Here is a 12,823-nt window from a genome sequence, read left to right on the forward strand (position 1 = left end):
GCCTGAAACTACTCTAAAGTCTTATCAGCCTAAATGGAATACCGAACGCAGTAAATATATCCGTTTTCGGCCACATGAAAAATACAATATAGAAAATCTAAAAATTAATGGGTTTTTGAATATGTAGGGCATGACGGAGATGGCCGCGATATCCTTGTTATGTAGCTATTGAGTTCTTTTTAGATACGAATCTTAATCTTTCTGTAAAAATATGCTTTTTAATGTTTTGCAAATGCAAAGATTAGCGGTAATATATGGCTTCCATAAAAATGATTGGTAGGTATAACAGGCCGTCTGAAGCCTAAGTCTGTCTAATATATAGGAGAACTCATAATGTCCGGTCAAAAGCCGTCTTCTGCCGAGAAAACCTTCTTCGGCCATCCTTTGCAATTATCCACCCTATTCCATATTGAGCTGTGGGAACGTTTTTCCTTCTACGGTATGCAGGGCATCCTGTTGATTTATCTGTATTACGCCGCGAATCAAGGCGGTTTGGGTATGGATAAGGCTTTGGCCGGCGGTATTGTTGGCGCATACGGCGGCAGCGTTTACCTGTCCACTATTCTCGGCGCATGGTTGGCCGACCGCATTTGGGGCGCGGAACGTACCCTGTTTATCGCCGGTATCGTCGTGATGATCGGTCATATTTTATTGGCGATTGTGCCGGGCTTGATGGGATTGCTGTTGGGCTTGGTGTGTATCGCGCTGGGCAGCGGCGGCGTAAAATCGTCTGCCGGTTCGATGGTCGGCTCTTTGTATGAACGGGACGATCTGCGCGAATTGCGCGATGCCGGTTTCTCCATTTTCTATATTTCCATCAATATCGGTGGTTTCTTAGGCCCTTTGTTGACCGGTATTTTGCAAGACCGCATGGGTTTTCATTATGGCTTTGGCGCGGCGGCCGTCGGTATGGCATTTGGCCTGCTGTGGTATTCACGTGGCCGTAAAGACCTGCCGCATACGCCGGCTCCCAATCCGTTGCGCCCTGAAAAGGTACAGACTGCAATAGCTGTCGGCGTGTTGCTGGTTTTGGTATTGGGCAGCGTGATTGCTTCCGGCGCGCTCAATCTTGAGAACTTTTCACGCTGGCTCTTGGGCGTGGTCATTATCACCGTTATCGCTTATTTTGCACGCCTGCTGGGCAGCAGCCAGGTTGAGGCAGCCAATAAACGTTACATCATGGCCTATATTCCGCTGTTTTTGACCATTTGTATGTTCTGGGCGGTTTGGTTTCAGGTGTACACCGTTGCAACGGTTTATTTCGACGAAACGGTTGACCGTACTTTCTTCGGCTTTACCGTGCCTGTTTCATGGAAAGACTCGATACAGGCCATGTGGGTGGTTCTCTTCTCCGGCGTGATGGCGGCGGTGTGGACGAAAATGGGCAAGCGCCAACCTAAAACGCCGTTGAAGTTTGCGCTGGCCATGTTGGTAACCGGCGTCTCCTATTTGTGTTTTATCCCGTATATTTCATCCGGAATCCCGATGCCGATTATCGTGTTTATGCTGGTGTTGCTGGCGATTACGATAGGCGAGTTGATGCTGTCGCCGATTTCGCTGTCGTTTTCTACCAAAATTGCACCGAGCATGTTTAAAACACAAATGGTTGCTTTGAATTTCTTGGCATTGTCTATCGGCTTTACCTTGGGTGGAGTGTTGTTTAAAGACTACTACAATGCTGAGTCGCCATTGGATTTCTACTGGATGCTGGCCACCATCGGCACAGTAACCTGCGGTATCCTGCTGGTACTTACTCCGGTATTGAACCGCATGCTCAAAGGTGTCGATTGATTTTTCTATTTAAAATAATGTGATGTACACAGGCCGTCTGAAAATAATCAGTTTTCAGACGGCCTGATGTTTTTATTGAGGTTTGGAAAAGGGTGGTTTTCCAGATTTTTGAATTAAATCGGACAGATGGAAAACCCGAATTAAATGATACATGATTAAATTGAAATTAAAATTGTGAAATATTAAATAAGAATAAGAATTGTTCTCATAACTTTATTGAATTTATTAGTGTTTTTTTACTGATTTGCTGATATTTACCTTTAAATGGCTTTTGAAATTCGATAAAATGGTAATCTATTTTTAAGATTTGTCTGTCAACCAGTTAGGTACGACCATGTTGGCCAGTTACTTTCCCGTCCTCGTATTCATCCTCGTCGGCCTTGCGGCCGGTGTGCTGTTTATTCTGCTCGGCACAATTTTAGGTCCGAAACGCCACTATGCCGAAAAAGACGCGGCTTACGAATGCGGTTTTGAAGCCTTTGAAAACGCAAGGATGAAGTTCGACGTGCGCTATTACCTCGTCGCTATCCTCTTCATCCTGTTTGATTTGGAGGTCGCGTTCATGTTGCCGTGGGCAGTCGTGTTCAAAGATTTGGGCGCATACGGCTTCTGGTCTATGCTGGTGTTTATCGTCGTTCTGACGGTAGGCTTTATTTACGAATGGAAAAAAGGTGCGCTGGAATGGGAATAGAAGGCGTTTTGAAAAAAGGTTTCATCACCACCAGCGCGGATACGGTGTTGAACTATATGCGTACCGGTTCATTGTGGCCGGTTACTTTCGGCTTGGCCTGCTGCGCCGTGGAAATGATGCATGCGGGTATGGCGCGTTATGACCTTGACCGTTTCGGCATCATTTTCCGTCCGTCCCCACGTCAGGCCGACCTGATGATTGTGGCGGGTACGCTCACCAATAAAATGGCGCCCGCCCTGCGCCGCGTGTACGACCAGCTCGCCGAGCCGCGTTGGGTCTTGTCTATGGGTTCGTGTGCCAACGGCGGCGGCTATTATCATTATTCTTATTCCGTTGTGCGCGGTGCCGACCGCGTCGTGCCGGTAGACGTTTATGTGCCGGGTTGTCCACCGACTGCGGAAGCCCTGATTTACGGCCTGATTCAGCTCCAACAAAAAATCAAGCGCACTTCCACCATCGCGCGTGACGAGTAAGGAGAGGACGATATGGCAAGCATTCAAAACTTATACGAGACCGTCAGCCGCGTTTTGGGCAATCAGGCAAGCAAAGTCATTTCCGCTTTGGGCGAGATTACCGTTGAGTGTCTGCCCGAACACTATGTTTCAGTGATGACCACGTTGCGCGACCATGAAGAACTGCATTTCGAGCTTTTGGTCGATTTGTGCGGCGTCGATTACAGCACTTACAAAAACGAAGCATGGCAGGGCAAACGCTTCGCCGTTGTCAGCCAGCTTCTTTCCGTTAAAAACAATCAGCGCATCCGCGTGCGCGTCTGGGTTTCAGACGACGATTTCCCCGTGGTCGAATCCGTGGTTCCCGTTTACAACAGCGCAGATTGGTATGAGCGTGAAGCCTTCGATTTGTACGGCATCATGTTCAACAACCATCCCGACTTGCGCCGCATCCTGACCGATTACGGTTTCGTCGGACATCCGTTCCGCAAAGACTTCCCGATTTCCGGCTATGTGGAAATGCGTTACGACGAAGAGCAAAAACGCGTGATTTACCAACCTGTTACCATTGAGCCGCGCGAGATCACGCCGCGTATCGTCCGTGAGGAGAACTACGGTGGCCAATAAATTAAGAAACTACACCATCAACTTCGGCCCGCAACACCCTGCGGCGCACGGCGTATTGCGTATGATTTTGGAGTTGGACGGCGAACAAATCGTCCGTGCCGACCCGCATATCGGCCTCCTGCACCGAGGCACCGAAAAACTGGCGGAAACCAAAACCTACCTGCAAGCCCTGCCTTATATGGACAGACTGGACTACGTTTCCATGATGGTCAACGAGCAGGCGTATTGTTTGGCAGTAGAAAAACTTGCCGGTATTGATGTACCTATCCGCGCCCAATACATCCGCGTCATGTTCGCCGAAGTAACGCGCATCCTCAACCACTTGATGGGCATTGGTTCGCACGCATTCGACATCGGCGCGATGACCGCCATTCTCTACGCCTTCCGCGACCGCGAAGAGCTGATGGACTTGTATGAAGCTGTGTCCGGCGCGCGTATGCACGCAGCCTATTTCCGTCCCGGCGGCGTTTACCGCGACCTGCCCGACTTCATGCCTAAATACGAGAGCAGCAAATTCCGCAACGCCAAAGTATTGAAGCAGCTCAACGAATCCCGCGAAGGCACCATGCTCGACTTTATCGACGCCTTCTGCGAACGCTTCCCGAAAAACATCGACACACTCGAAACCCTCTTGACCGACAACCGCATCTGGAAACAACGTACCGTCGGCATCGGCGTCGTCTCCCCCGAGCGCGCCATGCAGAAAGGCTTTACCGGCGTGATGTTGCGCGGTTCGGGCGTGGAATGGGACGTGCGTAAGAAACAGCCGTATGAAGTGTACGACCAAATGGATTTCGACATCCCCGTCGGCGTTAACGGCGACTGCTACGACCGCTACCTCTGCCGTATGGAAGAAATGCGTCAATCCGTACGCATCATCAAACAATGTGCCGACTGGCTGCGTGTCAATCCCGGCCCGGTCATCACCACAAACCACAAATTTGCCCCGCCCAAACGCACCGAAATGAAAACAGGTATGGAAGACCTGATTCACCATTTCAAACTCTTTACCGAGGGTATGCACGTTCCTGAGGGTGAGACCTACACCGCTGTCGAACATCCGAAAGGCGAGTTCGGCGTTTACATCATTTCAGACGGCGCAAACAAACCCTACCGCCTGAAAATCCGCGCACCTGGCTTCGCCCACCTGCAAGGCATGGACGAAATGGCAAAAGGCCACATGCTCGCCGACGTCGTTGCCATCATCGGTACGCAGGACATCGTATTCGGGGAGGTTGACCGATAATGTTATCCGCAGAATCCTTAAAACAAATCGACATCGAGTTGGCGAAATATCCCGCCGACCAACGCCGCAGCGCCATCATGGGCGCGTTGCGTATCGCTCAAACCGAAAAAGGCTGGCTTGCTCCCGAGACCATCGCCTTTGTCGCAGACTATATCGGCATCTCGCCTGCACAAGCCTACGAAGTCGCTACTTTCTACAATATGTACGACCTTGAGCCTGTCGGCAAATACAAACTGACCGTTTGTACCAACCTGCCCTGCGCCCTGCGCGGCGGTATGGCTACCGGCGAATACCTCAAACAAAAACTCGGTATCGGCTACGGCGAAACCACGCCTGACGGCAAATTTACCCTAGTCGAGGGCGAATGCATGGGCGCATGTGGTGACGCTCCGGTCATGCTGGTCAACAACCACAGCATGTGCAGCTTTATGACTGAAGAGGCGATTGAGAAAAAATTAGCAGAATTAGAATAGATCGTCTGAACACATTAGGTTTTTAATCAAACTTACTAGTTATTCCAAAATTTTAAATTGTGATTTAAAAGTAACAATAAAAAGGGAAGCGGTTAATGAAAGGGATAATTGTTAAGTGGGATGATGAGAAAGGTTATGGTTTTATACGGATAGATGGTAGTAAACAAGAAATTTTCTGCCATATTTCTGACTTTTCCCAAAGAAGCCCTCGTCCTGAACTTAATGAGGCGGTTGGCTTTGAAGTATCTGCTAACGGAAAAGGAAAAAATGTTGCTAAACAGATTCGTTACTTGAATCGTGAGGCAAGAGATTTTAAGCAGAATCATAACCATCGTTCGAGTGCAAAGAAAAAATCATTTTTTGCCTTAGATTCGTCGTCTTTCATATTGACGAAATTGGTAGGGTTGGCACTTTTTGGGTTAATTGGTTATCAGATATATCAATTCGCTGCAGCAAAATTAGTCCCTAAACAAACTAATGCACCAGTAGAGCTTAATGATCCAGCTACGATACAAGCTAAAAAAAGCAATAGTAATAAATATCGTTGTGATGGCAGGCAATATTGTTCTCAGATGGTGTCATGCGAAGAGGCCAAATGGTTTTTACAGAATTGTTCTGATACCAAAATGGATGGTGATGGTGATGGGATTCCATGTGAAGATAAATGCGGTGGATGGTGATACTTTCAGTAAAGTAGACTAGGTCTATAACCATGAAAACGAAATACAAGGTCGTCTGAAATATCAACTTTAGTGAATCAACATATTTTAGACGGCATAGAGTCGATATACAAAGATATATTAGGCCGTCTGAAAACAACGGCTGCAACCGATACGAAAACAAACAGGCACACCAAAAATGGCTATTTACCAATCAGGCGTGATTTTTGACCAAGTGGATACCGCCAATCCCGATTGCTGGACATTGGACGAATACGTCAAACGTGGCGGCTATACCGCCCTGCGTAAAATCCTGTCCGAAAACATCTCGCAAACCGATGTGATTGACGAAGTCAAAACCTCCGGTTTGCGCGGTCGTGGCGGTGCGGGCTTCCCGACCGGTTTGAAATGGAGCTTTATGCCCCGTTCCTTCCCGGGCGAAAAATATGTGGTTTGTAACACCGACGAAGGCGAGCCGGGTACATTTAAAGACCGCGACATCATCATGTTCAATCCTCATGCCCTGATTGAAGGCATGATTATTGCCGGTTACGCGATGGGTGCGAAAGCCGGCTACAACTATATCCACGGCGAAATTTTTGAAGGCTACCAACGCTTTGAAGCCGCTTTGGAGCAGGCGCGTGCCGCAGGTTTTTTAGGTAAAAATATTTTGGGTTCGGATTTTGAATTTGAACTCTTCGCCCACCACGGCTACGGCGCATACATTTGCGGTGAAGAAACCGCATTGCTCGAATCGCTGGAAGGCAAAAAAGGCCAGCCGCGCTTCAAACCGCCGTTCCCCGCCTCGTTCGGCCTGTACGGCAAACCGACCACCATCAACAATACCGAAACGTTCTCCTCCGTTCCATTCATTATCCGTGACGGCGGACAGGCGTTTGCCGATAAAGGTATTCCGAATGCAGGCGGTACCAAATTATTCTGTATTTCCGGTCATGTCGAGCGTCCGGGCAACTATGAAGTGCCATTGGGTACACCGTTTGCCGAAGTCTTGAAAATGGCGGGTGGTATGCGCGGCGGTAAAAAACTCAAAGCCGTTATTCCCGGCGGTTCGTCTGCGCCAGTTTTGCCTGCCGATATCATGATGCAGACCAATATGGACTATGACTCGATTTCCAAAGCGGGCTCGATGCTGGGTTCCGGCGCAATTATCGTCATGGACGAAGACGTGTGCATGGTGAAAGCCCTTGAGCGCCTGAGCTACTTCTACTACGACGAGTCTTGCGGCCAATGTACACCTTGCCGAGAAGGTACAGGCTGGCTTTACCGCATCGTCCACCGTATCGTAGAAGGCAAAGGCCGCATGGAAGACTTGGATTTGCTGGATTCTGTCGGCAACCAAATGGCAGGCCGCACCATCTGCGCCCTTGCCGACGCCGCCGTCTTCCCTGTCCGCAGCTTTACCAAGCATTTCCGTGATGAGTTTGTGCATTACATCGAACACGGCGGACCGATGAAACCGAATAAGTGGTGCTAAGTTTTCAGACGGCCTCTAAAAGAATTATTTATTAAATACCCGTAACTAGGAACGAACCATGTTACAAATCGAAATCGACGGCAAACAGGTATCTGTGGAGCAGGGTGCGACGGTGATTGAAGCCGCGCACAAGCTCGGTACTTATATCCCGCATTTCTGTTACCACAAAAAACTTTCCATCGCCGCCAACTGCCGTATGTGTTTGGTGGACGTGGAAAAAGCCCCCAAACCTCTGCCCGCCTGTGCCACGCCGGTTACAGACGGCATGATTGTGCGTACGCATTCGGCAAAAGCCCGAGAGGCGCAAGAAGGCGTGATGGAGTTCCTGCTCATCAACCATCCGCTTGATTGTCCGACCTGCGACCAAGGCGGCGAATGCCAGTTGCAGGATTTGGCGATGGGCTACGGCAAAACCACCAGCCGTTATACCGAAGAAAAACGTTCCGTCGTCGGCAAAGACATGGGTCCTTTGGTTTCCGCTGAGGAAATGAGCCGTTGTATCCACTGTACCCGTTGCGTCCGTTTCACCGAAGAAATCGCCGGCGTGCAAGAAATCGCCATGGCCAACCGCGGCGAGCATTCTGAGATCATGCCTTTTATCGGCAAAGCAGTGGAAACCGAATTGTCAGGCAACGTCATCGACTTGTGCCCTGTCGGCGCATTGACCAGCAAACCGTTCCGCTTCAACGCGCGTACTTGGGAATTGAACCGCCGCAAATCCGTTTCCGCCCATGACGCTTTGGGCAGCAACCTGATTGTGCAAACCAAAGACCATACCGTCCGCCGCGTGTTGCCGTTGGAAAACGAAGCCATCAACGAATGCTGGCTGTCCGACCGCGACCGTTTCGCCTACGAAGGCCTGTATCACGAAAGCCGTCTGAAAAACCCGAAAATCAAACAGGGCGGCGAGTGGATGGACGTGGATTGGAAAACCGCGTTGGAGTATGTCCGCAGCGCGATTGAATGTATCGCCAAAGACGGCAACCAAAACCAAGTCGGCGTTTGGGCCAATCCGATGAATACGGTTGAGGAGCTGTATCTGGCCAAAAAACTTGCCGACGGCTTGGGTGTTAAAAACTTTGCAACCCGTTTGCGCCAACAAGACAAACGTCTTTCAGACGGCCTTAAAGGTGCGCAATGGCTGGGACAAAGCATTGAATCTTTGGCTGACAACGATGCCGTATTGGTAGTCGGCGTGAACTTGCGCAAAGAACAGCCGCTCCTGACCGCCCGCCTGCGCCGCGCCGCCAAAGACCGTATGGCATTGAGCGTATTGGCCAGCAGTAAAGAAGAATTGTTTATGCCGCTTCTGTCTCAAGAAGCCGCACATCCCGACGAATGGGCAGGCCGTCTGAAAAACCTGTCTGCCGATGCGGAACACGCGATTACCGCGAGCCTGAAAAACGCTGAAAAAGCAGCGGTGATTTTGGGCGCGGAAGTGCAAAACCATCCCGATTACGCCGCGATTTACGCCGTCGCGCAAGAACTGGCGGACGCGACCGGCGCGGTACTGGGCATTCTGCCGCAAGCTGCCAACAGCGTCGGTGCGGATGTCTTGGGTGTGAATTCCGGCGAGAGCGTTGCCGAAATGGCAAATGCGCCGAAACAGGCAGTTTTGCTGCTCAACGTCGAGCCGGAAATCGATATGGCGGACGGTGCAAAAGCCGTAGCCGCGTTGAAACAGGCGAAAAGTGTGATGGCGTTTACGCCGTTTGTCAGCGAAACGCTGCTGGACGTGTGCGACGTATTGTTGCCGATTGCGCCGTTTACCGAAACATCGGGTAGCCTCATCAATATGGAAGGCCGTCTGCAATCCTTCCACGGTGTCGTTCAAGGCTTCGGCGATTCGCGTCCGCTGTGGAAAGTGTTGCGCGTATTGGGCAACCTGTTTGACCTGCAAGGCTTTGAATACCACGATACCGCCGCGATTCTGAAAGACGCGCTGGACGCGGAAAGCCTGCCGTCCAAACTGAACAACCGCGCTGCTTCGACTCAAAAAGATTTTCAGACGACCTCAAGCCGCCTCGTGCGCGTGGGTGGAGTCGGTATTTATCACACCGATGCCATCGTGCGCCGTTCCGCACCGTTGCAAGCGACCAGCCATGCCGCCGTGCCTGCCGCGCGTGTAAATCCAAACACTTTGGCACGCTTAGGCCTGCAAGACGGACAAACCGCCGTCGCCAAACAAAACGGCGCAGGCGTATCGGTTGCCGTCAAAGCCGATGCCGGTTTGCCTGAAAACGTGGTGCATCTGCCGCTGCATACCGAAAATGCCGCGCTGGGTGCGTTGATGGACACTATTGAACTGGCGGGAGCTTGATCATGCAAGAATGGTTCCAAAACCTCTTTGCCGCAACGCTCGGTCTGGGCGATTTGGGTATCACCGTAGGCTTGGTGGTATCCGTCATCGTCAAAATCGTGATTATCCTGATTCCGCTGATTCTGACCGTTGCCTACCTGACGTATTTCGAGCGTAAAGTCATCGGCTTTATGCAGCTTCGTGTCGGCCCGAACGTGACCGGCCCGTGGGGTCTGATTCAGCCGTTTGCCGACGTGTTCAAACTCTTGTTTAAAGAGGTAACCCGTCCGAAGCTGTCAAACAAAGCCTTATTCTATATCGGCCCGATTATGTCACTCGCCCCGTCTTTTGCGGCGTGGGCAGTGATTCCGTTCAACGAAGAATGGGTGTTGACCAACATCAATATCGGCCTTTTGTACATCCTGATGATTACCTCGCTGTCGGTTTACGGCGTGATCATTGCGGGCTGGGCTTCCAACTCCAAATATTCGTTCTTGGGCGCAATGCGTGCTTCCGCACAAAGCATTTCCTACGAGATTGCCATGAGTGCCGCGCTAGTGTGCGTCGTGATGGTATCGGGCAGCATGAACTTCTCCGACATCGTTGCCGCGCAGGCTAAAGGTATTGCCGGCGGTTCGGTATTCTCTTGGAACTGGCTGCCGCTCTTCCCCATCTTCATCGTCTATCTGATTTCCGCCGTTGCCGAAACCAACCGCGCGCCGTTTGACGTGGCAGAGGGTGAATCTGAAATCGTTGCCGGCCACCACGTTGAATACTCTGGCTTCGCATTCGCACTGTTCTTCCTCGCCGAATACATTTTCATGATTCTGATTGCCGCGCTGACATCGCTGATGTTCCTCGGCGGCTGGTTGTCTCCGTTCCCGCAAAGTTGGGGCTTTATCGGTACGCCTTCCGCATTCTGGATGTTCGTAAAAATGGCGGCGGTTCTGTACTGGTACCTGTGGATCCGTGCAACCTTCCCACGCTACCGTTACGACCAAATCATGCGTTTGGGCTGGAAAGTGCTGATTCCGATCGGCTTCGCCTACATCGTGATTTTGGGCGTGTGGATGATTTCACCGCTGAATTTGTGGAAATAGGGCAGGGAGGCCGTCTGAAAGTTTTCAGGTAGCCTATAACCCAAATTTTTAACCGTTTCAAACCGAGAGAACCTAATGAAAGCTCAATGCCTGTGTGGCGCAGTATCACTGGAAACCGCCGAAAACCGCGAACTCCACGCCTGCCATTGCGGAAAATGCCGCGTATGGGGCGGCGGCGCGTCTTTTACTTTGGCCGCCCAGTCGCCTGAAATTACAGGCAGCGAACACATTGCGCATTATCAGTCGTCCGAATGGGCGCAACGCTGTTTTTGCAAACACTGCGGCACACATCTGTTTGTGAAAGTTGGCAACGATTATTACATCAACGCCGGGCTGTTTGCCGACAACGCGGGCTTTGAAACCACTTCGCAAATCTTTATCGATTGCAAAGCTCCGTATTACGACTTGGCCAACGATACCCCGAAGCTGACCGAAGCAGAGTTTTTAGAAATGGTGGGCGCGGCAGGTTAAAAAACCGCTTTCAGACGGCCTGTAAACAGAACAATCCGAAAAGAGCATCCGAAAATGGCTAATTTAGTAAAAACCTTCCTGCTGGGCGAATTGGTGAAAGGCATGGGCGTAACGCTCAAAAATTTCTTCGCCCGCAAAGACACGATTTACTTCCCTGAAGAAAAAACGCCGCAATCCGTGCGTTTCCGCGGTTTGCACGCGCAACGCCGTTATCCGAACGGCGAAGAGCGCTGTATTGCGTGTAAATTGTGCGAGGCAGTTTGTCCGGCAATGGCGATTAACATCGAATCGGAAGAACGCGAAGACGGCACGCGCCGCACCAAGCGTTACGACATCGACCTGACCAAGTGCATCTTCTGTGGTTTCTGCGAAGAGGCCTGCCCGACCGATGCGATTGTGGAAACCCATATTTTTGAATACCACGGCGAGAAAAAAGGCGACTTGCACATGACCAAGCCGATTCTTTTGGCCATTGGCGACAAATACGAAGCCGAAATCGCCAAGCGCAAAGCCGCTGACGCGCCGTATCGTTAAGGAGCAGACGAATGACTTTTTCCGCGATTCTGTTCTATATTCTTGCCGCCATCGTTTTGTACGGTGCGGTTCGTACCGTTACCGCTAAAAACCCCGTACATGCCGCTTTGCATCTGGTGCTGACCTTCTGCGTAAGCGCGATGATTTGGATGCTGATGCAGGCCGAATTCTTGGGCGTGACGCTGGTGGTGGTTTACGTCGGCGCCGTGATGGTGTTGTTCCTGTTCGTCGTGATGATGTTGAACATCGACATTGAAGAAATGCGCGCCGGTTTCTGGCGTCATGCGCCTGTTGCCGGTGTGGTCGGCACATTGTTGGCGGTTGCCCTGATCCTGATTCTAGTCAACCCGAAAACCGACCTGGCCGCATTTGGTCTGATGAAAGACATTCCCGCCGATTACAACAATATCCGCGATTTGGGCAGCCGTATTTATACCGACTACCTGTTGCCGTTTGAATTGGCGGCGGTATTGCTGCTGTTGGGCATGGTGGCCGCGATTGCGCTGGTTCACCGCAAAACCACCAATCCGAAACGTATGGATCCTGCCGACCAAGTTAAAGTACGCGCCGACCAAGGCCGTATGCGTCTGGTGAAAATGGAAGCGGTCAAACCGCAAGTCGAATCTGCCGAAGAAAGCGAAGTTTCAGACGGCCTCAAGCCGGAAGGGGAGGGCAAAGCATGATTACCTTGACGCATTATCTGGTATTGGGTGCGCTCCTGTTCGGTATCAGCGCAATGGGTATCTTTATGAACCGTAAAAACGTGCTGGTATTGTTGATGTCTATCGAGCTGATGCTCTTGGCGGTGAACTTCAACTTTATCGCTTTCTCGCAACATTTGGGCGATACTGCCGGACAAATTTTCGTATTCTTCGTACTGACCGTTGCCGCTGCCGAATCTGCCATCGGTTTGGCGATTATGGTGCTGGTGTACCGCAACCGACAAACAATCAACGTTGCCGATTTGGATGAGTTGAAAGGGTAA

At 50.9% G+C, this 12,823-nt stretch carries 14 protein-coding genes; all 14 read left to right on the forward strand.

The window, feature by feature from the left end:
• Positions 1-333 precede the first annotated feature (333 nt).
• The 14 genes from FAH66_RS09575 (at position 334) to nuoK (ending at position 12,823) form a co-directional block, all read left to right on the forward strand.
• Positions 334-1,791, forward strand: a complete 1,458-nt coding sequence (locus FAH66_RS09575) for an oligopeptide:H+ symporter (protein WP_137041421.1) — start codon at positions 334-336, stop codon at positions 1,789-1,791.
• A gap of 334 nt (positions 1,792-2,125) precedes the next feature.
• A complete protein-coding gene (locus FAH66_RS09580; protein ID WP_003686600.1) occupies positions 2,126-2,482 on the forward strand; it encodes an NADH-quinone oxidoreductase subunit A in 357 nt (118 codons plus the stop codon).
• Positions 2,473-2,955 (forward strand): NuoB/complex I 20 kDa subunit family protein, encoded by a 483-nt coding sequence (locus FAH66_RS09585; protein WP_002215610.1) that lies wholly within the window; start codon positions 2,473-2,475, stop codon positions 2,953-2,955. Before FAH66_RS09580 ends, FAH66_RS09585 begins: the two co-directional genes overlap by 10 nt.
• A gap of 12 nt (positions 2,956-2,967) precedes the next feature.
• Positions 2,968-3,561 (forward strand): NADH-quinone oxidoreductase subunit C, encoded by a 594-nt coding sequence (locus FAH66_RS09590; RefSeq protein WP_049227640.1) that lies wholly within the window; start codon positions 2,968-2,970, stop codon positions 3,559-3,561.
• Positions 3,551-4,807 (forward strand): NADH dehydrogenase (quinone) subunit D, encoded by a 1,257-nt coding sequence (gene nuoD, locus FAH66_RS09595; protein WP_009310869.1) that lies wholly within the window; start codon positions 3,551-3,553, stop codon positions 4,805-4,807. The genes FAH66_RS09590 and nuoD overlap by 11 nt, the downstream gene beginning before the upstream one ends.
• Complete coding sequence (gene nuoE, locus FAH66_RS09600; protein ID WP_004467713.1) at positions 4,807-5,280, forward strand: NADH-quinone oxidoreductase subunit NuoE; 474 nt, start codon at positions 4,807-4,809, stop codon at positions 5,278-5,280. Before nuoD ends, nuoE begins: the two co-directional genes overlap by 1 nt.
• A 95-nt stretch (positions 5,281-5,375) precedes the next feature.
• Positions 5,376-5,960 carry a cold shock domain-containing protein gene (locus tag FAH66_RS09605; protein WP_137041422.1) on the forward strand — a complete coding sequence of 195 codons (585 nt, stop codon included), beginning with the start codon at positions 5,376-5,378 and terminating at the stop codon, positions 5,958-5,960.
• Positions 5,961-6,138: 178 nt separating this feature from the next.
• A complete protein-coding gene (gene nuoF / locus FAH66_RS09610; protein ID WP_003686543.1) occupies positions 6,139-7,434 on the forward strand; it encodes an NADH-quinone oxidoreductase subunit NuoF in 1,296 nt (431 codons plus the stop codon).
• 58 nt (positions 7,435-7,492) lie between these two features.
• Positions 7,493-9,754 carry an NADH-quinone oxidoreductase subunit NuoG gene (gene nuoG / locus FAH66_RS09615; protein WP_137041423.1) on the forward strand — a complete coding sequence of 754 codons (2,262 nt, stop codon included), beginning with the start codon at positions 7,493-7,495 and terminating at the stop codon, positions 9,752-9,754.
• Between the two features lie 2 nt (positions 9,755-9,756).
• Positions 9,757-10,833, forward strand: a complete 1,077-nt coding sequence (gene nuoH / locus FAH66_RS09620; RefSeq protein ID WP_002216340.1) for an NADH-quinone oxidoreductase subunit NuoH — start codon at positions 9,757-9,759, stop codon at positions 10,831-10,833.
• A gap of 75 nt (positions 10,834-10,908) precedes the next feature.
• Complete coding sequence (locus FAH66_RS09625) at positions 10,909-11,304, forward strand: GFA family protein (RefSeq protein ID WP_003686531.1); 396 nt, start codon at positions 10,909-10,911, stop codon at positions 11,302-11,304.
• A gap of 54 nt (positions 11,305-11,358) precedes the next feature.
• Complete coding sequence (gene nuoI, locus FAH66_RS09630) at positions 11,359-11,838, forward strand: NADH-quinone oxidoreductase subunit NuoI (protein ID WP_002216341.1); 480 nt, start codon at positions 11,359-11,361, stop codon at positions 11,836-11,838.
• A gap of 11 nt (positions 11,839-11,849) precedes the next feature.
• Positions 11,850-12,521, forward strand: coding sequence for an NADH-quinone oxidoreductase subunit J (locus FAH66_RS09635; RefSeq protein ID WP_003676988.1), 672 nt, complete (start codon positions 11,850-11,852; stop codon positions 12,519-12,521).
• The gene (nuoK, locus tag FAH66_RS09640; protein WP_002215628.1) at positions 12,518-12,823 is read left to right on the forward strand and encodes an NADH-quinone oxidoreductase subunit NuoK; all 306 of its coding nucleotides are present in this window, start codon (positions 12,518-12,520) and stop codon (positions 12,821-12,823) included. Before FAH66_RS09635 ends, nuoK begins: the two co-directional genes overlap by 4 nt.

This window comes from Neisseria subflava, assembly GCF_005221305.1.
GTDB classification, from domain to species: domain Bacteria; phylum Pseudomonadota; class Gammaproteobacteria; order Burkholderiales; family Neisseriaceae; genus Neisseria; species Neisseria subflava.